Below are 21759 nucleotides of genomic sequence, written 5' to 3' on the forward strand. Positions count from 1 at the left end.
CCACGCCGGCCACTCTGCGCGGCGCCCGACGATGCAGGCGGTATCCGGGTCCGGCGTCACATCGGGCAGGAACACCGCGCCGACGCATCGTGGCCTCCTGGCGGGAACGGAAACGACGGCGCGCGCGAAACGACGGCGCGGCATGGACGGCATCGGCGGCATCATGCGCCGGCTTCGGGCAAGGCGCAGCGCGTGCCCGGCGGCAGCGGCATGCCCTGCAGGAACGCCTGGGCCGGCAGGCGGCGCCCGCCCGGCTTCTGCAGCTCGGTCACGCGCAGCGCGCCGTCGCCGCAGGCGATCACCACGCCGGCGGCATCGGCGGCCAGCACCGTGCCCGGCTCGTGGCCGGCATGATCGGTGGCGTGGCCCGGCAGCGCCTCGGCCTGCCAGCACTTGATGACGGTCGGGCCGACCTGCAGCGTGGCGCCCGGGAAGGGATTGAACGCGCGCACCTGCGCGGCCAGCGCGGTGGCCGCGCGGCGCAGGTCCAGCGGAGCTTCGTCCTTGCCGATCTTCTCGGCGTAGGTGACGCCCGCGGCCGGCTGCGGCGTGGCCGGCAGGCGCTCGCCCGCGGCCAGCCGGCGCAGCGCGTCCACCACCATGCGCCCGCCCAGCGCGGCCAGCATGTCGTGCAGCGTGGCGGTGGTGTCGCGCGGGCCGATGGGCACGGCTGCGCGGGTCAGCATGGCGCCGGTATCCAGGCCTTCGTCCATCTGCATCAGCGTGATGCCGGTCTCGGCGTCGCCGGCCTCGATGGCGCGGTGGATCGGCGCCGCGCCGCGCCAGCGCGGCAGCAGCGAGCCGTGGATGTTGAGGCAGCCCAGGCGCGGCAGCGCCAGCACCTCGGCCGGCAGGATCAGGCCGTAGGCGGCCACCACCATCACGTCCGGCGCGATCCGCGCGAGCGTGTCGACGGCGGCGCCGGCTTCTTCCGGGTACTTGCCGTGGCGGCGCAGGGAGCGCGGCTGCAGCACCGGCGCGAGACCCTGCTCCAGCGCGTACTGCTTGACCGGGCCGGCCTGCAGTTGCAGGCCGCGCCCGGCCGGGCGGTCCGGCTGGCTGAGCACGGCCACCACCGGGAAGCCGGCCTCGTGGATGGCGGCCAGCGCCACGCGGGCGAACTCGGGCGTGCCGGCGAAGGCGACGCGCAGCGCCGCGCACGGGCTGGCGGGTTGGGACACGTCTGTCATGGAGCGCTCCGGCGTAAAGCGGCGCCGGCCGCATCAGCGGCCGGCGGGGGAATCATGGGGAAGGCAATACGATAGCAGAGCGGCACGCGGTGCCGGCGCTGCATGCGAACTACATGCGCGCGCGCTCGCGCTTGTGCAGCTTGGACTTGATGCGCTGGATCTTGAGCGGCGACAGGTATTCCACGAATACCTTGCCCTTGAGGTGGTCCATCTCGTGCTGGATGCACACCGCCAGCAGCTCGTCCGCGTCCAGCTCGAAGGTCTCGCCCTTCTCGTTGAGCGCACGCACGCGCACGCGGTCCGGGCGCTCCACGCGGTCGTAGACCTCGGGCACCGACAGGCAGCCCTCTTCCCACACCTTGCGGTTGTCGCTGGCCCAGACGATTTCCGGGTTGATGAACACGCGCAGCTCGTCGCGGGTCTCGGAGATGTCGATCACCACCACCTGCTCGTGCACGTTGACCTGGGTCGCGGCCAGGCCGATGCCGGGCGCTTCGTACATGGTCTCGGCCATGTCCTGCACCAGCTGGCGGATGCGGTCGTCCACCGCGGCAACCGGTTTTGCCACGATATGCAGGCGGGGATCGGGGTAGGTCAGGATGTCGAGTTTGGCCATGATGCTGGGGCGCAACGCCCACTGCTCACACATGTGGCCCGCGTTGCGGCGACGGGTGTTTACATGCAGAATCGGGGCGCAAGTACAAAAATTCAAGGCGCGCCGCAGCAGGCACGCTCTCCAGGGTCAATCCGGCTGTTCTGCCAGCCGGTTCGAGAAAATGCGCGATCTTACCAAAGAACACCAGGCGGCGCCCCGCCGCAGGCAGTACGCGTTTGCCCGTTGGATGTTGTGTGCGGCTGGCATCACTGCCGCCGCGGGCGCGGCGGCGCAGGCCACCGGGCGCGCGATCACTCCGGTCACGCCGGCCCAGCAGGCGCAGGCCCAGGCCACCGCGCAGCAGGGCATCCCCGCCGCCGACCTGGCCGCGGACGCGCCTCCCCAGTACGTGGTGCGCGGCGGCGACACGCTGTGGGGCATCTCCGGGCGCTTCCTGCGCCAGCCGTGGCGGTGGCCCGAGCTGTGGGGCATGAACCGGCAGCAGATCCGCAACCCGCACCTGATCTACCCGGGCCAGGTGCTGTACCTGATTCAGCGCGACGGCCGCGCCTGGCTCTCCACCACGCCCGCCGACGGCGACACGGTCCGCCTCACGCCCGCGGTGCGCGGCGAGGGCGGGCCCGACGGCGCCATCGCCAGCATTCCCGCCAAGGACATCGAGCCCTTCCTGATCCGCCCGCAGGTGGTGGACGAAGGCACGCTGGCCACCTCCGCGCGCATCATTGCCCTGCCCGAGCCACGCGTCTACCTCGGCATGGGCGACACCGCCTACGTGCGCGGCATCTCCCCGCCCGAGGCCGTGGTCGGCAGCGACTGGCAGGCCTTCAAGCCGGTCAAGCCGATCCGCGACCCGGCCAGCGGCCGCGTGCTGGCGTTCGAGGCCGAATACCAGGGCAACGTGCGCGTGTCGCGCCCGCCCGAAGGCTTCGAGGCCGTCACCACGGTGCAAGTCACGCAGGCGCAGCAGGAAATGGGCACCGGCACGCTGCTGATGCCCCAGCCCGCGCGCGAGCCGGTGCGCTACATCCCGCACGCGCCCGACATGCTGGTCGACGGCCGCATCGCGGCGGTCTACGGCGGCGTGCAGTTCGGCGGCGCCAAGCAGGTGATCGTGCTCAACCTCGGCGGCGCCGCGGGCCTGGAGCCCGGCCACGTGGTGGCGCTGTCGCGCGCCGGGCAGGTGGTGCGCGACGCCACCGACGGCAACCGCAAGGTCCAGCTGCCCGACGAGCGCTACGGGCTGGCCTTCGTGTTCCGGGTGTTTCCGGGCGTGGCCTACGCCCTGGTCACCGATGCCTCGAACTCGATCGAGGTGGGCGACCGCATCACGTCCCCGCGTTGACGGCACGCACGGCAGCGGGCGCGGCCTCGACGGCGGCGGCCACCACGGCGGACGCCGCCGAGATCGCGGCCTGGCTGCGGCTCACGCGCGTCCCCGGCCTCGGCAAGGCCGCCGTGCGGCAGTTGCTGGCCGCGTTCGGGCTGCCGCAGCAGCTGTTCGCGCTCGATGCCGCCACCCTGTCGCGGGTCGTGCCCGCCCGCCATGTCCGCGCGCTGCTGGCGCCGCCGGACGCTGCCACGCTGGCGCTGGCCGGGCGCACCGCGGCATGGGCGGCCGAACCCGGCAACCACGTGCTCACGCTGGCCGACGCGGCCTACCCGCGCGCGCTGCTCGACCTGGCCGATCCGCCCCCGCTGCTGTACGTCAAGGGCCGGCTCGACCTGCTGGCCCGCGCCGCCGTGGCGATGGTGGGCGCGCGCAACGCCACCGTGCAGGGCGCGGAGGACGCGCGGCGCTTCGCCGGCGCGCTGTCGCGGGCCGGGCTGGCGGTGGTGTCGGGACTGGCGCTGGGCATCGACGGCGCCGCCCATGACGGCGCGCTGGCCGGCCCTGGCGGCACCGTGGCGGTGATCGGCACCGGCGTCGACGTGGTCTACCCCGCGCGCCACCGCGCGCTGGCGCACCGCATTGCCGGCGCCGGCGCCATCGTCAGCGAATTCCCGCTCGGCACCGCGCCGCGCAGCCAGCATTTCCCGCAGCGCAACCGCATCATCGCGGCGCTGGCGCGCGGCGTGCTGGTGGTGGAGGCGGCGGCGCGCTCGGGCTCGCTGATCACCGCGCGGCTGGCCGCCGAGCTCGGCCGCGAGGTCTACGCCATGCCCGGCTCGATCCACGCGCCGCTGTCCAAGGGCTGCCACCTGCTGATCCGGCAGGGCGCCAAGCTGGTGGAGACCGCGCAGGACGTGCTGGAGGAGCTCGGCATGGCCGCCCGCGGCGCGGCGCCGGCCGCTTCCACGCCGGCGCCGCGCCCCGCCGACCCGCTCGGCGCGGCGCTTACCCACGGCCCGGTCGCGTTCGACACCCTGTGCGCGCGCGCCGCGCTGCCGCCCGAGCAGGTGGCGGCCGCGCTGCTGGCGCTGGAGCTGGAGGGGGCGGCGGAGCGCCTGCCCGGCAATGTCTACCGGCGGCTGGGCTGAGCGTGGCGCACGCTTTTTCCGCCGACCGCTACAATCAAGCGATTCCCGTGCCTGAAAAGGCTCATGTTTAGGCTGCCATGACCGTTTACTTTCCGGAGCACAATGCGGGCGAGCTCGCCCAGGCGCTGGCAGCGCGTGCGCAGGGCCGCCTGGTGGCCTGCCTGTGCGCTGCCTGGTGCGGCACCTGCCGGGACTACCTGGAGGCGCTGCAGGCGCTGGCGGCGCGTTTCCCGGACGACTGCTTCGTCTGGATCGACATCGAGACCCATGCCGACCGGCTGGGCGACCTCGACATCGAGAATTTCCCGACCGTGCTGGTGCAGCCGGCGGCCGGCGGCGCGCCGCAGTTCTACGGCACGCTGCTGCCGCACATCGAGGTGCTCGAGCGTATGCTGGCGCGTGGCGCGGCCATGACGCTGCCGGCGGGCGCCGAAATCCCGGACGTGCTGGCATGGCTGCGGGGCGGGGGCGGCACCGTTTGAAGGCGCCGGCGGCGGTGGCCGGCTTGCACCGCCGTCGGAACCGCGCTTATTATTGGCGCCTCAAAGCCCCCGGCTCGCTGTTTACATATAGTGCAGAGCCTTCAGTGGCAACAATTCGCAGGCTCGCCGACGAGCGGCCAGCAAGGACCGATCCATGTCAAAAGCCCTCATCATCGCGGAAAAGCCATCGGTTGCGGCCGATATAGCCCGTGCCCTCGGGGGCTTTACCAAGCATGACGAATACTTCGAGAGTGACGATTACGTGCTTTCGTCGGCCGTCGGCCACCTAGTGGAAATCGCCGCCCCGGACGAATACGAGGTCAAGCGCGGCAAGTGGAGCTTCGCCAACCTGCCGGTGATCCCGCCGCACTTCGACCTGCGCCCGATCGCCAAGACCGAGTCCCGGCTCAAGGTGCTCAACCGCCTGATCAAGCGCAAGGACGTCACCGCGCTGGTCAACGCCTGCGACGCGGGGCGCGAGGGCGAGCTGATCTTCCGCCTGATCCAGCAGCAGGCCAAGGCCCGCCAGCCGGTGCAGCGCCTGTGGCTGCAGTCGATGACGCCGCAGGCCATCCGCGACGGCTTCGCCCGCCTGCGCGACGACGCCGACATGCTGCCGCTGGCCGACGCCGCGCGCTGCCGTTCGGAGGCCGACTGGCTGGTCGGCATCAACGGCACGCGCGCCATGACCGCGTTCAACAGCAAGGGCGGCGGCTTCTTCCTGACCACCGTGGGCCGCGTGCAGACGCCGACGCTGTCGATCGTGGTGGAGCGCGAGGAGAAGATCAAGAAGTTCGTGCCGCGCGACTACTGGGAAGTGCGCGCCGAGTTCATCGCCGCCGCGGGCCTGTACGAAGGCCGCTGGTTCGATCCCAAGTTCAAGAAGAACGAGTTCGATCCCGAGGCGCGCGACTCGCGCCTGTGGAGCGAGGCCGAGGCCAAGAGCATCGTCGCGGCCTGCCGCGACAAGACCGGCACCGTCACCGAGGAATCCAAGCCCTCCACGCAGCAGTCGCCGGCGCTGTTCGACCTGACCACGCTGCAGCGCGAGGCCAACTCGCGCTTCGGCTTCTCGGCCAAGAACACGCTCGGCCTGGCGCAGGCGCTGTACGAGAAGCACAAGGTGCTGACCTATCCGCGTACCGACGCGCGCGCGCTGCCCGAGGACTACATGGACACGGTCAAGCAGACCATGGACATGCTCGCCGAGAGCTCGCCGAACTACCTGCCGCACGCCAAGAAGGTGCTGGCCAGCGGCTGGATCAAGCCCAACAAGAAGATCTTCGACAACAGCAAGATCAGCGACCACTTCGCCATCATCCCCACGCTGCAGGCGCCGAAGAACCTGTCGGAGCCCGAGCAGAAGCTGTACGACCTGGTGGTGCGCCGCTTCCTGGCGGTGTTCTTCCCGGCGGCCGAGTTCCTGGTCACGACGCGCGTGACCGAGGTCGCCGGCCATCACTTCAAGACCGAAGGCAAGGTGCTGGTCAACCCGGGCTGGCTGGTGGTCTACGGGCGCGAAGCCCAGGGCGCCGAGGCCAACCTGGTGGCGGTGGCCAAGGACGAGCGCGTCAAGGTCGACAAGGTCGACAGCGTCGGCCTGACCACCAAGCCGCCCGCGCGCTACAACGAAGCCACGCTGCTGTCCGCGATGGAAGGCGCCGGCAAGCTGGTGGACGACGACGCGCTGCGCGAGGCGATGGCCGGCAAGGGCCTGGGCACGCCGGCCACGCGCGCGGCCATCATCGAAGGCCTGCTGGCCGAAAAATACCTGGTGCGCGAAGGCCGCGAGCTGATCCCGACCGCCAAGGCCTTCCAGCTCATGACGCTGCTGCGCGGCCTGGGCGTGCAGGAGCTCACGCAGGCCGAGCTGACCGGCGAGTGGGAGCACAAGCTGTCGCAGATCGAGCGCGGCGGCCTCAAGCGCGACGAGTTCATGCGCGAGATCGCGCAGATGACCCAGCAGATCGTCAAGCGCGCCAAGGAATACGACAGCGACACCATCCCGGGCGACTACGCCACGCTGCACACGCCGTGCCCGCAGTGCGGCAGCAAGGTCAAGGAGAACTACCGCCGCTTTGCCTGCACCGCGTGCGACTTCTCGATCAGCAAGATCCCGGGCGGGCGCCAGTTCGAGATCGACGAGGTGGAAGAGCTGCTGCTCAAGAAGGAGATCGGTCCGCTGCAGGGTTTCCGCAGCAAGATGGGCCGCCCGTTCGCCGCCATCCTCAAGCTGTCCAAGGACGACGAAGGCCACTACAAGATGGAGTTCGACTTCGGCCAGAACGACGACGACAACGACGGCGAGCCGATCGACTTCAGCGGCCAGGAATCGGTCGGCGCCTGTCCCAAGTGCGCCGGCGCGGTGTACGAGCACGGCATGAAGTACGTGTGCGAGAACGCCGTGGCCAGCCCGAAGACCTGCGACTTCACCACCGGCAAGATCATCCTGCAGCAGGAGATCTCGCGCGAGCAGATCGGCAAGCTGCTCGGCGCCGGCCGCACCGACCTGCTGACCGGCTTCAAGTCCTCGCGCACCGGGCGCAACTTCAAGGCCTTCCTGGTCAAGCAGCCGGACGGCAAGATCGGCTTCGAGTTCGAGGCGCGCGAGCCCAAGGCCGGGGCCAAGCCGGCCGCCAAGGGCGCCGCCGCGAAGAGCGCGGCCGCGCGCGCCGGCGACGACGAGGCGCAGGCCGCGGAGAAGACCGCCAAGCCGGCCGCCAAGGTGCCGGCCAAGAAGGCGCCCGCCGCCAAGAAGGCCGCCGCCAAGGCGCCGGCGGCCAAGCGCGCCACCGGCAAGTCGCGCGCCGGCGACGAGGCTACGGCCGACGCCGAGGAGTAAGCGCGCCGTCGGCAGGCTGACCGGCGACAGGCGGACCAGGCGGCGCGGCGGCGCGCCGCCCGCCCGGGTCCGCCTTCACGCCGGCGCCAGCCCTGCTGTCGGTCCTTGTCGTCAGCCCTGTTCCTTGCTGCGCTCGACGCCCTCCTCGAGCAGGAAATCGATGAACGCGCGCACCTTGGTCGGCAGGAACTTGCGGCTCGGGTAGACCACGCTGATGTCGCGCCGCGGCAACTGGTACTGCGGCAGGATGTGGGTCAGCCGCCCCGATTCGATATTGGGCCGCGCCAGGTACGACGACAGCATCGCCACGCCCATGTCGGCCAGCGCCGCCTGGTGCGCCAGCTCGGCGTTGCTGCACAGCAGGCCGGGCCGGATCGGCACCGTCACCTCGCCCTCCGGGCCCGACAGCGTCCACTCGTGCTCCACCGTGGGAATCCGCATCGCGATGCAGCGGTGGTTGGTCAGCTCGTGCGCGTGGCGCAGCGGCGGGTGCTGGCGCAGGTAGGCCGGCGACGCGCACAGGATGATCTCCGCCGACAGCATCGGCCGCGCCACCAGGTGCGAGCCCAGTCCCAGGTCCGACAGCACCACGCCCACGTCGCGGCCCTCTTCCACGATGTCGACGATGCGGTCCGAGAGCTGCACGTCGAACACCACCTCCGGGTACATGGTCTGGAAACGCATCATCGCCGCGGGCAGCAGGTGCAGGCCGAACATCACCGGCGTCACCAGCCGCAGCGTGCCGGACAGCGACTGGCTGCGCGCCGTCACCACCGACTCGGCTTCTTCCACGTCCTCGAGGATCTGCTGGCAGCGCTGGAGATAGGTCTCGCCGGCATCGGTCAGCGACAGGCTGCGCGTGGTGCGGTTGAGCAGCCGCGTGCCCAGGTGGCTTTCCAGGTCGGCCACGTAGCGCGTCACCACCGCATTGGACATTTCCAGTTGCTGCGCTGCACGAGCAAAACTGCCCAGCTCGACCACTTTGGAAAAGACGCGCATCGATTGCAGCCGGTCCATGAGATAGTCTCCAGTCTTGCCCGCGAACTCTTACGGATAGTGGGATATTTATTGTGAAAACTAGAACTAATCATTGCCCGCAACGATATTTATTCATATGAGGGAAATGCCTAATATCGAGTCATTGGATGCCGCATTGCAGCGAAGCTGCTGAAAGAGGCTTTGGCGTCCTGCCTGTGGAAAGGAATCGTCATGAAAACCCAACGCTACGCCCTGCTTGCTGCCGCCGCCGCGCTTGCCGCCGCTCTCTCGGCCGCCCCCGCCTTTGCCAAGAGCGGCAAGTTCGATACGTTCACCGACGGCGCCAAGGCCGGCAAGTTCGACAGCTTCACCGACGGCGCCCGCGTCGGCAAGGTCGATCCGTTCACCGATGGCGCCAAGCTCGGCAAGTTCGACCCGTTCACCGACGGTGCCAAGGCCGGCAAGTTCGACAGCTTCACCGACGGCATCTGAGGCTGGTTGCCCGCCGGCGGTGCCGCGTCTGGCGGCATCCGCGGCGGTTGTCGTTCCCGGCTGGTCTCCACAGGCCGGCGGGGTTGGCGCGCAGCAGCGCGCCGGCCCCGCCTCTCTCGCCTCTCCCGCAAACATGCCCGTACCGCGCCGGTACGGGCATGTTTGCTTTCGGGCTCCGCACTGGCCGCCGCGCCGCCTCCAAGTGATGAATGATAGCCTTCGCGCGGCCGCCTGCCGGCGGTTTTTTCCGCGCCCGGCATCGGACGCTTCCGCACCATGAAAAAACGGGCCCCGATGGGGCCCGTTTTTCGTCCTGTCGCCGCCGCGCCGCCGCTCAGTCGTGGTGATGGCGCTTGTTGTGCTTGCGCTTGTAGCCGCCGCGGCCGCGCTCGTCGTCGTAGGAGTTGCTGCGCGACACGTTGCCGCCCAGCGCCGCGCCGGCGCCGCCGCCCACGGCCGCGCCCAGCAGGCCGCCGGTGCGCCCGCCCATCGCGTTGCCGGCCGCGGTGCCGGCGCCGCCGCCCAGCGCGCCGCCGATGATGGCGCCGGTGCGCTCGCGGCGGTTGGAGGTGACCGCGCCGCCGGCGCCGCCGCCGACCGCGCCGCCGATCACCGCGCCGGTCGAGCCGCCGACCGCGCCGCCCACGGCCGCGCCGGCCACGCCGCCGAGCGCGCCGCCGAGGGCATTGTTCATATCGCCCGCGAATACCGGCAGCGCGGATGCCGCCAGGGCGATGGCCAGGGTGAAATGACGAACGGTGTGCCGAGACATGTTCTTCTTCCTTGAGTTGATCGTTTTCTTGACCGGTTCCGGTCTGCTTTGCCGCAAGTGTAGAGAGGTCGCCCCGCGCTTGCTGTAACCACGTGTAAGGCCCTGTAACCGCTGCAGAAAGGCAGAAGGGCCGCCTCGCGGCGGCCCTCCTCAGGCATCACTTCGGCCGGCCCGCCCCGCCCGCCCCGGCGGGCACGATGCGGCGCTTCAGCAGCACTTGCCCTGCCCCCCGCCGTAGCGCGCTTCCTGGCGCTCGCGGAAGAATTCCTCGTAGCTCATGGGCGCGCGGTCCGGGTGGATGCTTTCCATGTGCGCCACATAGGTCTGGTAGTCCGGCAGCCCCACCATCAGGCGCAGCGACTGGCCCAGGTAGCGGCCCACGGTGCCGAGTTGTTCGAGCATGGCGATTCTCCTTTGCGGTGCGCGGGCGGTGCCGGCGTACTCAGTGCTGCGCCGAGGCGGAAGCCGGCAGCGGCTCGAACGGCGTCTCGCGGTCGGTCGGGCGGCTCGCGGCGCGCGCGGCCAGCGCGGTCTTGAAGCCGTAGAACACGATCGACAGCACCACGAACATGAACAGCGCGCACAGCCCGGCGTCGAGGTAGTCGTTGAACACGATGCGGTGCATCTGCTCCATCGACTTGGCCGGCGCCAGCACCTTGCCCGCGGCGATGGCGTCGCTGAACTTGCCGGCGTGGGTCAGGAAGCTGACCTTGGGATCGGCGTCGAACAGCTTCTGCCAGCCGGCGGTCAGCGTGCAGATCAGCAGCCACACGGTCGGCACCAGCGTGACCCAGGCGTACTGGCCGCGCTTCATCTTGACCAGCACGCAGGTGCCCAGCACCAGCGCCACCGCGGCCAGCATCTGGTTGGAGATGCCGAACAGCGGCCACAGCGTGTTGATGCCGCCGAGCGGATCGACCACGCCCTGGTACAGGAAGTAGCCCCACGCCGCCACGCACAGCGCGGTGGCGATCAGGTTGGCCGGCAGCGAGTCGGTGCGGCGGAAGGCCGGCACGAAGCTGCCCAGCAGGTCCTGCAGCATGAAGCGCCCGGCGCGCGTGCCGGCGTCGACCGCGGTCAGGATGAACAGCGCCTCGAACAGGATGGCGAAGTGATACCAGAAGGCCATCATGGCCTGGCCGCCCACCACCTGGTGCAGGATGTGGGCGATGCCCACGGCCAGCGTGGGCGCGCCGCCGGCGCGCGAGATGATGGAGTTCTCGCCGACGTCCTTGGCGGTCTGGATCAGCACGTCCGGCGTGATGACGAAGCCCCAGCTCGACACCACCGACGCCACCGCTTCCGGCGAGGTGCCGATCACGGCCGCCGGGCTGTTCATGGCGAAGTACACGCCCGGCTCGATCACCGAGGCGGCCACCAGCGCCATGATGGCGACGAAGGACTCGGCCAGCATCGCGCCGTAGCCGATGAAGCGCATGTGCGACTCGTTCTCCAGCAGCTTGGGCGTGGTGCCCGAGGAGATCAGCGCGTGGAAGCCCGACACCGAGCCGCAGGCGATGGTGATGAACAGGAACGGGAACAGGTTGCCCGACCACACCGGCCCGCCGCCCTGCGCGAACTGCGTGAATGCCGGCATCTTCAGCTCCGGCGCCACGATCAGGATGCCGATGGCCAGCGCGATGATGGTGCCGATCTTGAGGAAGGTCGAGAGGTAGTCGCGCGGCGCCAGCAGCAGCCACACCGGCAGCACCGCGGCGATGAAGCCGTAGACGATCAGCATCCACGTCAGCGCCTTGCCGTCGTAGGTGAACAGCGGCGCGAGCACGGCGCTTTCATGCACGTACTGGCCGCCGATGATGGCCAGCATCAGCAGCACGAAGCCGATCACCGACACCTCGCCGATGCGGCCCGGGCGGATGTAGCGCGTGTACAGGCCCATGAAGACGGCGATGGGAATCGTCACGCCCACGGTGAAGGTGCCCCACGGCGAGCCCGCCAGCGCCTTCACCACGATCAGCGCCAGCACCGCCAGGATGATGATCATGATCATGAAGCAGCCGAACAGCGCGATCATGCCGGGCACCGTGCCCATCTCGGACTTGATCAGGTCGCCCAGCGAGCGGCCGTCGCGGCGCGTGGAGATGAACAGCACCATGAAGTCCTGCACCGCGCCGGCGAACACCACGCCGGCCAGGATCCACAGCATGCCGGGCATGTAGCCCATCTGCGCGGCCAGCACCGGGCCGACCAGCGGGCCGGCGCCGGCGATGGCGGCGAAATGGTGGCCGAACAGCACCGCCTTGTTGGTCGGCACGTAGTCCAGGCCGTCGTTGTGGCGCCAGGCCGGCGTCATGCGCCGCGGGTCGAGCTGCATGACCTTGTCGGCGATGAACTTGCTGTAGTAGCGGTAGGCGATCAGGTAGATGCAGATCGCGGCGACCACGATCCACAGGGCACTGACGGCTTCGCCGCGAGACAGTGCAACGGTGGCGAAGGCGAAGGCGCCGAGCACGGCGACGGCCAGCCACACCAGGTGTTGCCCGATGCGATTCATGATGAGGGTCTCCTCAGACCATTTGTAGGAATGCCGGCGGCGGCAGGCCCGGCATGCATGGCGCGGCTGAGGCGTCCGGGTGGACGGCACGCCGGGGACGGCGGGCTGACGATGGATGGCGCGGTTGTCTCCTGCCAGGTTTTTCGTCGGCGCCCGGCAAGTCTCGCAAGCTCCGGATCTGGTCGTCGCAGGCGGGCGATGCCGCCGGCAGATCCTCCGATCGCCCGCCGCACCCGCTGCGCAGGACGCATGCGTGGGGGCTGGGGGCAGCCGTCGCGCGTCCGGCGTGTAGTATTGACACCCGTTACTGGCGGCACAAGCGCGGAACTACGCAGCGGGGCTGCGTGGTACTACGCAGATCCACGGCCGGATGCCGCTTGCGCGGCATCCGTGTTTACCCCGGTACATGGCCGCGAGGCCGTCCAGGCACCTCCCAAGCATTGCCCCGGCACCGATGAAACTCCGTCAGAAGATCCTCCTGCTGGCCGTCGCGCCGCTGGCCGTCGCCATGTTCGGCATCGCGCTGGCGGTGCGCTACCAGGCCACCGAGCTGGCCCGCCACGAGCGCGCGCTGGTCGAGGCCGCCTACCTGCAGAGCAAGGAAACCGAGCTGCGCCACTACGTCGAGCTGGCGCAGAGCGCGATCGCGCCGATGGTGCGCTCGGGCCGCAACGACGCCGCCACGCGCGACGCCGCCATGCAGGCGCTGGCGCGCCTGGACTACGGCCCCGACGGCTATTTCTTCCTCTACGACATGCAGGGCCGCAACCTGATGCACCCGCGCCAGCCCGAGCTGGTCGGGCAGGACCTGTGGAGCCTGCGCGACCCCAAGGGCGAGCCCACCATCCAGCAACTGATCGCCGCCGCGCGCGCCGGCGGCGGCTCGGTGCGCTACATGTGGAAGAAGCCGTCCTCGCAGCAGATGGCGCCCAAGCTCGGCTACGTGGTCGGGGTGCCACAGTGGAACTGGATGCTCGGCACCGGCATCTACCTGGATGACGTCGAGCGCACGCTGCGCCAGCTCGACGCGCGCGCCGAGACCGACATCCGCGAGACGATGGCGTGGATCGGCGTGATCGCCGGCATCAGCATCCTGCTGGTGGCCGCCAGCGGGCTGGCCCTCAACGTGAGCGAGCACCGCGAGGCCGACGCCAAGCTGCGCCAGCTCGCGCAGCGCGTGGTGCAGTCGCAGGAAGACGAGCGCGCGCGGCTGTCGCGCGAGCTGCACGACGGCATCAGCCAGCTGCTGGTGTCGGTCAAGCTGTTGCTGGAGACCGCCGCCAACCGCCTGCGCCTGGCGCCCGGCGACGGCGCCACCGTGGCGCCCGTGCTCGGCACGGCGCTCGGGCGCCTGGACACCGTGTTCAACGAAGTGCGACGCGTGGCGCGCAACCTGCGCCCGGCCCTGCTCGACGACCTCGGCCTCTATGCCGCGCTGGAGCACCTCGCGCGCGAGATGCAGGACGGCAGCGGCCTGCGCATTGCCGTCACGCGCACCGGCAAGCCGCGCGAGCTGCCCGACGAGCAGGCCACCGCGCTGTTCCGCATCGCCCAGGAAGCGCTGACCAATGTGGAGCGCCATGCGCACGCGCGCCACGTGGCGCTGGCGCTGGACTTCGACGCCGACGCCACCCGCCTCACGGTGCAGGACGACGGCGCCGGCTTCGACGTGGCGCGCATGCAGCACGACCCCAAGCGCGGCATCGGCCTGCGCAACCTCGGCGAGCGCGTGGCCGCGCTGGGCGGGGAGTTCGAGATCGAGTCCCGCGCGGGCGCCACCCGTTTGCGCGCCGCCGTGCCGGTGGTACGCTCGGCCCCGCCACCCCGGGACGTACCAGGAAAGACCGCATCATGAGCCAAGCCCCCGCCCGCATCCTGCTGATCGACGATCACGCGCTGGTGCGCGACGGCATGCGCATGCGGCTCGGCCTGCAGCCCGAGCTGACCGTGGTCGGCGAGGCCGACGACGGCGAGGCCGCGCTGGCCTGGCTGGCGCAGGCCGGACCCGAGCAGATGCCCGAGCTGGTCATCACCGACATCGGCATGCGCGGCATGGGCGGCATCGCGCTGGCCGCCGCGCTGCACGACGACTACCCGGAAATCGCCGTGCTGATGGTGTCGATGCACGACAACCTCGAATACGTGCGCCAGGCCATCCGCGCCGGCGCGCGCGGCTACGTGCTCAAGGACGCGCCGGCCGACGAGCTGATGGCGGCCATCGGCGCGGTGCTGGCCGGGCGCGTCTTCTACAGCGCCCGCATCGCCCGCCGCATGGCCGAGGAGTCGCCGTCCGCCGGGCCGCTCGACGCGCTCACGCCGCGCGAGCGCGACATCCTCAACTGCATCGGCCGCGGGCAGGCCAACAAGGACATCGCCGCCGCGCTCGGCGTGTCGGTGCGCACCATCGAGACGCACCGCCTGAACCTGCGCCGCAAGCTCGGCATCGAAGGCCGCGCCGAGCTGGTCAAGTACGCGGTGGAGCAGCTCGACGCCGGCGGCGGCAACCCGGCGTAGACGACCGGCGCGGTGCCGGCCGCCGGCTCATGTTGCCGTTTGCGTCGCTCAGGCCGCGAGGCGCCTGGCCAGCGCCTCCTTGGCCTCGATCAGCGCCTGCGGCAGGTGGTGCCGTAGTTGCGTGAACAGCGCGTCGTGCAGCGCCAGCTCCTGCTGCCACGCGGCATGGTCGATCGACGTGACCTGCTCGAACTGCGCCTCGCTGAAGGCGAGGCCGTTCCAGTTCAGGTCGCCGTAGCGCGGCGAGGTGCCGAACAGGTGCTCGGCGCCCTGGCCGCGCCCTTCCACGCGGTCGATCATCCACGACAGCACGCGCATGTTCTCGCCGAAGCCCGGCCACACGAAGTTGCCGTCGGCGTCCTTGCGGAACCAGTTCACGCAGTAGATCTTCGGCAGGCGGGCACCGGCGGCCTCGAGCTTCTTGCCCAGCGCCAGCCAGTGGCCGAAGTAGTCGCTCATGTTGTAGCCGCAGAACGGCAGCATGGCGAACGGGTCGCGGCGCACCACGCCCTGCTGGCCGGCGGCCGCGGCGGTGGTTTCCGAGCCCATCGTGGCGGCCATGTAGACGCCCTCGGTCCAGTTGCGCGCCTCGGTCACGAGCGGCACCGTGGTCGAGCGGCGGCCGCCGAAGATGAAGGCGTCGATGGCCACGCCGGCGGGGTTGTCCCAGTTCTCGTCGATCGACGGGCACTGCACGGCCGGCGCGGTGAAGCGCGCGTTCGGGTGCGCCGCCTTGGCGCCGGTGGCCCTGGCGATCTCCGGGGTCCAGTCCTTGCCCTGCCAGTCGATCAGATGGGCCGGCGCTTCCTTGCTCATGCCTTCCCACCACACGTCGCCGTCGTCGGTCAGCGCCACGTTGGTGAAGATGACGTTTTCCTTGAGCGTCGCCATCGCGTTGTAGTTGGTCTTCTCGCTGGTGCCCGGGGCCACGCCGAAGTAGCCGGCTTCCGGGTTGATGGCGTACAGGCGGCCGTCCTGGCCCGGCTTGATCCAGGCGATGTCGTCGCCGATGGTGGTGACCTTCCAGCCCTCGAAGCCCTTGGGCGGGATCAGCATGGCGAAGTTGGTCTTGCCGCAGGCCGACGGGAACGCCGCCGCGACGTGGTACTTCTTGCCCTCGGGCGAGGTCACGCCGAGGATCAGCATGTGCTCGGCCAGCCAGCCTTCGTCGCGGCCCATCGTCGAGGCGATCCGCAGCGCGAAGCACTTCTTGCCCAGCAGCGCGTTGCCGCCGTAGCCCGAGCCATAGGACCAGATCTCGCGCGTTTCCGGGAAATGGACGATGTACTTGGTGGCGTTGCAGGGCCACGGCACGTCCTTCTCGCCGGCGGCCAGCGGCTTGCCCACGCTGTGCACGCACGGCACGAACGCGCCGTCGGTGCCGAGCACGTCGTACACCGCGCGGCCCATGCGGGTCATGATGCGCATGTTGGCGACCACGTAGGGCGAATCGGACAGCTCCACGCCGATGTGGGCGATCGGCGAGCCCAGCGGGCCCATCGAGAACGGCACCACGTACAGCGTGCGCCCGCGCATGCAGCCGTCGAACAGGCCGCCCAGCGTCTGGCGCATCTCGGCCGGGGCGGTCCAGTTGTTGGTGGCGCCGGCGTCTTCCTGCTTCTGCGAGCAGATGAAGGTGCGGTCCTCCACGCGCGCCACGTCCGACGGGTCGGACAGCGCCAGGAAGGAATTCTTGCGCCTGGCCGGGTTCAGGCGCTTCATGGTGCCGGCGGCGACCATCTGCTCGCACAGGCGGTCGTATTCCTCCTGCGAGCCGTCGCACCAGTGGATGTGGTCGGGTTTGGTCAGCGCGGCGATCTCGGCGACCCAGGCGATCAGCTTCTGGTGCCGGATCCAGGCCGGGACGTTGAGTGCGGGCGTGCCCTGCATGGTGGGGTGGTTCATACAGCTTGCTCCAAGGCAAAAAAGAATTCTTTGCAAAGCCCGGGCCCCGCCTGCGCGCCTTCCGCGTCTCTCGCGCCTTCCGCGCTCCTCGCGCTCTTTGCGGCGCCCTTTGTGTCTTCCGCGTTCCTCGCGCCTTCCATGCCACATGGCCGGCGGCAGCCTATGCAGGGCAGACCGCCGCGTCCGGGCGCGGGTTCCGCGCCGCGGCGGCATTGCCGGCATCGGCGGCGCGCCGGCACCCGTCACATCCCGTTACAACTCCACGGCCGTCCGGGCCGCGGAAAAGGCCGCGAAAGGTCGCGGCAGGCCCCGCGGCTGCGCTACAGTTGCGCTTTGCCCGCGGCAGGCTTTGTCCGGCGCGGTCCGGAAGGCGGGAGCAGGGCTCGACCGGCAATCCGCACGCTGCATCGGAGCCGGCAAGGATACCATTGCACCGCGCTGCTGTTTTTTGCTCCGCAGCAATGCCGGCGCCTTGCCGCGGCGCGCCGCCGGACTGTCCGGCAGCGCACATTTGCCGCTCGCCAAAGTGGCTGCGCCGCACGCCGGAGCGGCTGCGGCGGCGCGCCGCAGGTGCTAAAACCATACCGTGGATGCGCGCGCCGGTCTGTGGGCGCGCGCACCTTAGCCATTGCCAAAATAGAGTTGCCGATGAAGATTGCCGTACTCGACGATTACCAGGATGCGGTTCGCAAGCTGTCCTGCTTCAGCCTGCTCGACGGGCATGACGTCAAGGTGTTCAACAACACCGTCAAGGGCGTGGGCCAGCTCGCGGCGCGGCTGTCGGACGTGGAGGCCGTGGTGCTGATCCGCGAGCGCTCGCGCATCACCCGCCAGCTGCTGGAGAAGCTGCCCAAGCTCAAGATCATCAGCCAGACCGGGCGCGCCGGCGGGCACATCGACATCGAGGCGTGCACCGAGCGTGGCGTGGCGGTGCTCGAAGGCGCCGGCTCGCCGGTGGCGCCGGCCGAGCTCACCTGGGCGCTGATCATGGCGGCCCAGCGCCGCATTCCCCAGTACGTGGCCAGCCTCAAGCACGGCGCCTGGCAGCAGTCCGGGCTCAAGTCCACCACCATGCCGCCCAACTTCGGCCTGGGCCAGGTGCTGCGCGGGCAGACCCTGGGCATCTGGGGCTACGGCAAGATCGGCAAGCTGCTGGCCGGCTACGGCCGCGCGTTCGGCATGAACGTGCTGGTGTGGGGCCGCGAGAACTCGCAGAAAAGCGCGCGCGAGGATGGCCTGGCCGTCGCCGGGTCGCAGGAGCAACTGTTCGCCGACAGCGACGTGCTGTCGCTGCACCTGCGCCTGAACGACGAGACCCGCGGGCTGGTCAAGCTGGCCGACCTGACCCGCATGAAGCCGACCGCGCTGTTCGTCAACACCAGCCGCGCCGAGCTGGTCGAGGAAAACGCCCTGCTGACCGCGCTCAACCGCGGCCGCCCCGGCATGGCGGCGGTCGACGTGTTCGAGTCCGAGCCGATCCTGCAGGGCCACGCGCTGCTGCGCATGGAAAACTGCATCTGCACGCCGCATCTGGGCTACGTGGAGCGCGAGAGCTACGAGCTGTATTTCCGCATCGCCTTCCAGAACATCCTCGACGTGCTGGCCGGCCAGCACGACAGCATCGCCAATCCCAAGGCGCTCACGCCCGCGCTGTCGCGCTGAGGCGTGCCGCGGGGCGGCGCGGCCGCCCCGTTTTTCTTCCCGGCTTCATTCGCGTTGCGTACCGGCAAGCTCTCGGCCGAGGCTTGCGGGCTCATGCCTGCGTGCCAACCAGCTTGCGTGAGTGCGCGACCTTCGCGCCGATGTGGTTCCAGGTCGAGGACCTGATCGGCATGTCCCGCGCGGCGTGCGGGAAGTGTTCCGCGGCCTCGCACACCTGGTCGAGGACGGCCACGGCTTCGTTCTTCCTGAGACCGGCCTTCGACGCCAGGTCGGTCAGGTGCGATCGCCCGATGCGCAGTGCTTCGCCGCAGACATCCATCTGGTGGTAGCCGCCCGGCCCCTCGTTGAACGTGAGGTCGTATCCCGGCGCGACACGCCACCTGCCATCGCGGCGCATCAGGAATGACAGGTTTTTCGCGTGGTCGTCCCGGTTGTGAAAGACCACGTTGAACACGCAGCGCCGGTACATGCCGAGGACTTCGCGCTCGTCGGCCGTCAGCAGGCGCGTGAGCCTGAGCACGGACAGGTAGTCGAGCGCCGGGTGCCGGCAGTCGGCATGTGCCAGACCGGAAACCGTATGCACCGGGACGCGCATTCCATCTTCGCGGTCGAAGCGTTCGATGCCGAACGCGGTCAGGTCTCTGGCAAGGGCGAAGAAGCGCGTCGCCGGCATCGGGATGCCGGCCCGCCGCGCCATGTCTGCATAGACGTGTTCGATCGCGCAGACCTCCGGGTCCTCGTTCTGCCCGGGGAACTTGACGAGCCACGGCGTGCCGGGCCCGTCCTCCGATCGCGAGGCGACGCCGCTGGTCCAGTCGAGGTTCACGCGGACCTTCGGGCGGGCGCCCTGCGGCGAGCCGCCCATCAGCGCGAGATCGCGCAGCATGCCCTCGCTGTCGCCGGACAGGACGCCGCGCACGCTGTTGGCGACCTCGAGCAGATCGACGTCGCGTTTTTCAAGCTCGCGCGGCGACGGCGGCTCGAATGCCAGCGCGCCCATCGCATCCTCTCCGATGAAGGCGAGCCGGTCGAGCGGCGAGACCGTGGCAATATCGATGCCGTTCCTGCGGAAGAGCCGGTCCATCACCAGCAGGCCCCAGCCGTCCGGCAGCGCGTCGCTCACGAGACCCGGCAGGCGTTGCTGGTGCTGCGGAAAATCGCGATACGCGTCGCGGGAGAGCGGCAGGTTGTAGGGCGACAGTTCGAGCCCGCGAGCCAGTGCCTCCGGGGTGTACTGAAACAGCAGATCGCGTCCGTCGTCGGCCAGTCGCGCCAGCGGGAAGCGTTCGCCCCAGCCGGCATACATCACGGTCAGCTTCCTCATGCCTCATCCTTTCTTGCGGCCGGCGCGGCGGCGCGAGTGGCTGGCGGCTTCCATCTGCTCGATGCTTGCCGGGCGCGTGACGAACACCGGCTCGAGCTGCTGGACCACTCCCAGCGTGGTGGCCACGCGCAGCAGAACCTCGACGGTGACGAGCCCGGTGCGCTCGAGATTGCGCAGAGCGCCAAGCGAGACACCGGCCCGCGCGGCCGTCTCCGCCTGCGACTGATTCAGGGACAGGCGGCGTGCCCGCAGGCGCTGCCCGAGTTCGCCCGCGACCTCCTGGGGTGTGGCCAGCTTAAAGAGCATTAATATGGCGGTTATACGAGAAAATATTTGATAACTGTCATTGTAATGGCTGATATATGAAAATCAACCGGCACCCGGCAAGACGCCGCATCGGTACGTAACGCGAATAGCGCTTTTTCTCTCTCCCCCTTCCTCCCTCCTTTTATTCTCCCGGCTTGTGCCCCGGCCGCCACGCCGAAACGCGAACCGGGCAAACCCGCTACACTCGCCGCACCGCGCGGCCCGGGTGACGCGCGGGCCGCGTTTCCGTCCGCCCTTCCCCTGTCCCCTCGTGGCGCCTCGCGGCGCCGGCCGCAATGGATCCCAGGCTCCTGACGCTGTGCTTCGGCAATTTCGTCATCGGCACCGGCGCGATGATCGTCACCGGCATGCTCAACCACATCGCCGGCGACTTCGGCCTGGGCGCGGCCACGGCCGGGCAACTGATCTCGGTGTTCGCGCTGGCCACCTGCGTGGGCGCGCCGCTGTTCGCCACGCTCGGCTCGCGCATCGACCGCCGCGTGCTGCTGGCCGGCGCGCTGCTGGTGTACGCCGCCATGCACCTGGCCGCGGCGCTGGCGCCGGGCTTCGCCAGCCTGATGGCGATCCGCTTCGCCACCGCCGTGGGCGCGGCCATCTACACCCCGCAGGCGGCGGCCACGCTGCCGCTGCTGGTCAACGCGCACACGCGCGGGCGCGCCATCAGCTTCGTGTTCCTGGGCTGGAGCGTGGCCAGCGTGGTCGGTGTGCCGCTGGGCACGTGGATCGCCAGCACGGCGGGCTGGCGCTTCAGCATGGCGCTGGTGGGCGTGATGGCGCTGGCCGCGGCGCTGGCGGTGTGGCGCGTGCTGCCACCGCGGCTGTACGTGGCGCCGGTCGGCCGCGCCGCGTGGGGCGCGGTGCTGCGGCACACGCCGATGGTGCTGGTGGTGGCCACCACCATGATCCAGTCGGCCGGCATGTTCACGCTGTTTACGTATATCGCGCCGCTGCTGCGCGACGTGCACGGCATCAGCGGCGCCGCGCTGAGCCTGATGTTCCTCGCCTACGGCGCCTGCGGCGTGGCCGGCAACGTGCTGGCCGCCGCGCGCATGGACCGCGCCACGCCCGCGCGCATCGTCCAGCTGGCCATGCTGACCTCGCTGGCGGCCATGCTGTTGTGGCCGCTGGCCGCGATCGGGCCGGTGGCGCTGGTGCTGATCTTCATGCTGTGGGGCGTGGGCGGCTTCGCCACCAACAGCGCGCAGCAGGCGCGGCTGGTGGCGCTGGCGCCGGAACGGGCCTCGGCCTCGATCTCGCTCAATTCTTCCTCGATCTACCTCGGCCAGGCGCTCGGCGCCATGGGCGGCGCGGCGATCTACGCCACCGCCGGCGCCGACGCCCTGCACTGGGGCGCCGCCGCGCTGATGCTGCTGGCGCTGGCCGTGTCGCAGCGCGCGCGGGCGCTGGGCTGCCGCTGGGGCGCCGCGCGGCAGGCCTGAGCCGGGCCTGAGCCGGACATACCCCGTGGTATCCCCCGGATTGCCGTCCCGCCCGCTTTTCCGCCTGCGCATGGGCCGGCATCGACAACATGCCGCCGGAATGTGTCGCCATGTCATGCTTTTCTGCTAATGTTTGGCTTTCGATACAAGTACGGATAAGCTGGAGCGAACAGGTCTCGGCGGTGCGCTGTAATACGTTGTAATGATCCGGCATGCCAAGTCG

At 70.0% G+C, this 21759-nt stretch carries 18 protein-coding genes; 9 read left to right on the forward strand and 9 right to left on the reverse strand.

The window, feature by feature from the left end:
- Positions 1-161: 161 nt before the first annotated feature.
- Positions 162-1190: a methionyl-tRNA formyltransferase gene (gene fmt, locus KF708C_RS05085; RefSeq protein ID WP_059410944.1), complete on the reverse strand. Its 1029-nt coding sequence runs from the start codon at positions 1188-1190 to the stop codon at positions 162-164.
- Between the two features lie 109 nt (positions 1191-1299).
- Positions 1300-1806, reverse strand: a complete 507-nt coding sequence (gene def, locus KF708C_RS05090; protein WP_029044370.1) for a peptide deformylase — start codon at positions 1804-1806, stop codon at positions 1300-1302.
- A gap of 160 nt (positions 1807-1966) precedes the next feature.
- On the opposite strand from def, the gene KF708C_RS05095 reads away from it, so the two are divergent.
- The 4 genes from KF708C_RS05095 (at position 1967) to KF708C_RS05110 (ending at position 7608) form a co-directional block, all read left to right on the forward strand.
- On the forward strand, positions 1967-3148 hold the full coding sequence (locus KF708C_RS05095) for a LysM peptidoglycan-binding domain-containing protein (RefSeq protein ID WP_029044369.1): 1182 nt from the start codon (positions 1967-1969) through the stop codon (positions 3146-3148).
- Complete coding sequence (gene dprA / locus KF708C_RS05100; RefSeq protein ID WP_059410945.1) at positions 3145-4284, forward strand: DNA-processing protein DprA; 1140 nt, start codon at positions 3145-3147, stop codon at positions 4282-4284. The genes KF708C_RS05095 and dprA overlap by 4 nt, the downstream gene beginning before the upstream one ends.
- A gap of 77 nt (positions 4285-4361) precedes the next feature.
- Positions 4362-4766, forward strand: coding sequence for a thioredoxin family protein (locus KF708C_RS05105; protein ID WP_020206584.1), 405 nt, complete (start codon positions 4362-4364; stop codon positions 4764-4766).
- A 154-nt stretch (positions 4767-4920) separates the two neighbouring features.
- Positions 4921-7608: a DNA topoisomerase III gene (locus KF708C_RS05110; RefSeq protein ID WP_059410946.1), complete on the forward strand. Its 2688-nt coding sequence runs from the start codon at positions 4921-4923 to the stop codon at positions 7606-7608.
- Positions 7609-7719: 111 nt separating this feature from the next.
- Here the strand turns inward: KF708C_RS05110 and KF708C_RS05115 are convergent, their stop codons facing one another.
- The gene (locus KF708C_RS05115) at positions 7720-8625 is read right to left on the reverse strand and encodes a LysR family transcriptional regulator (RefSeq protein ID WP_020206582.1); all 906 of its coding nucleotides are present in this window, start codon (positions 8623-8625) and stop codon (positions 7720-7722) included.
- Positions 8626-8817: 192 nt separating this feature from the next.
- Here KF708C_RS05115 and KF708C_RS05120 point away from each other — a divergent pair, with 192 nt between their 5' ends.
- Positions 8818-9078: a hypothetical protein gene (locus KF708C_RS05120; RefSeq protein WP_020206581.1), complete on the forward strand. Its 261-nt coding sequence runs from the start codon at positions 8818-8820 to the stop codon at positions 9076-9078.
- Between the two features lie 334 nt (positions 9079-9412).
- Here KF708C_RS05120 and KF708C_RS05125 read toward each other — a convergent pair whose 3' ends face one another.
- From KF708C_RS05125 to KF708C_RS05135, 3 genes are all read right to left on the reverse strand, one after another.
- Entirely contained in the window at positions 9413-9850 is a 438-nt protein-coding gene (locus KF708C_RS05125; protein WP_059410947.1) for a hypothetical protein, read from the reverse strand.
- Positions 9851-10057: 207 nt separating this feature from the next.
- Entirely contained in the window at positions 10058-10252 is a 195-nt protein-coding gene (locus KF708C_RS05130; RefSeq protein ID WP_020206270.1) for a YbdD/YjiX family protein, read from the reverse strand.
- A 40-nt stretch (positions 10253-10292) separates the two neighbouring features.
- On the reverse strand, positions 10293-12365 hold the full coding sequence (locus KF708C_RS05135; RefSeq protein ID WP_020206271.1) for a carbon starvation CstA family protein: 2073 nt from the start codon (positions 12363-12365) through the stop codon (positions 10293-10295).
- Between the two features lie 454 nt (positions 12366-12819).
- Here KF708C_RS05135 and KF708C_RS05140 point away from each other — a divergent pair, with 454 nt between their 5' ends.
- A complete protein-coding gene (locus tag KF708C_RS05140) occupies positions 12820-14220 on the forward strand; it encodes a cache domain-containing protein (protein WP_020206272.1) in 1401 nt (466 codons plus the stop codon).
- Entirely contained in the window at positions 14217-14879 is a 663-nt protein-coding gene (locus tag KF708C_RS05145; RefSeq protein ID WP_020206273.1) for a response regulator, read from the forward strand. Before KF708C_RS05140 ends, KF708C_RS05145 begins: the two co-directional genes overlap by 4 nt.
- A 48-nt stretch (positions 14880-14927) precedes the next feature.
- Here the strand turns inward: KF708C_RS05145 and KF708C_RS05150 are convergent, their stop codons facing one another.
- Positions 14928-16784, reverse strand: coding sequence for a phosphoenolpyruvate carboxykinase (GTP) (locus KF708C_RS05150; protein ID WP_059410948.1), 1857 nt, complete (start codon positions 16782-16784; stop codon positions 14928-14930).
- Between the two features lie 648 nt (positions 16785-17432).
- On the opposite strand from KF708C_RS05150, the gene KF708C_RS05155 reads away from it, so the two are divergent.
- The gene (locus KF708C_RS05155; RefSeq protein ID WP_020206275.1) at positions 17433-18446 is read left to right on the forward strand and encodes a D-2-hydroxyacid dehydrogenase family protein; all 1014 of its coding nucleotides are present in this window, start codon (positions 17433-17435) and stop codon (positions 18444-18446) included.
- A gap of 91 nt (positions 18447-18537) precedes the next feature.
- Here KF708C_RS05155 and KF708C_RS05160 read toward each other — a convergent pair whose 3' ends face one another.
- Together KF708C_RS05160 and KF708C_RS05165 are read right to left on the reverse strand one after the other, a co-directional pair.
- Positions 18538-19770 carry a type II toxin-antitoxin system HipA family toxin gene (locus KF708C_RS05160; protein WP_059410949.1) on the reverse strand — a complete coding sequence of 411 codons (1233 nt, stop codon included), beginning with the start codon at positions 19768-19770 and terminating at the stop codon, positions 18538-18540.
- Between the two features lie 3 nt (positions 19771-19773).
- A complete protein-coding gene (locus KF708C_RS05165; protein ID WP_020206277.1) occupies positions 19774-20076 on the reverse strand; it encodes a helix-turn-helix domain-containing protein in 303 nt (100 codons plus the stop codon).
- A gap of 296 nt (positions 20077-20372) precedes the next feature.
- On the opposite strand from KF708C_RS05165, the gene KF708C_RS05170 reads away from it, so the two are divergent.
- Complete coding sequence (locus tag KF708C_RS05170; RefSeq protein ID WP_020206278.1) at positions 20373-21536, forward strand: MFS transporter; 1164 nt, start codon at positions 20373-20375, stop codon at positions 21534-21536.
- Positions 21537-21759 lie beyond the last annotated feature (223 nt).

The sequence above is a fragment of the Cupriavidus basilensis genome (assembly GCF_000876015.1).
GTDB classification, from domain to species: Bacteria; Pseudomonadota; Gammaproteobacteria; order Burkholderiales; family Burkholderiaceae; genus Cupriavidus; species Cupriavidus basilensis_B.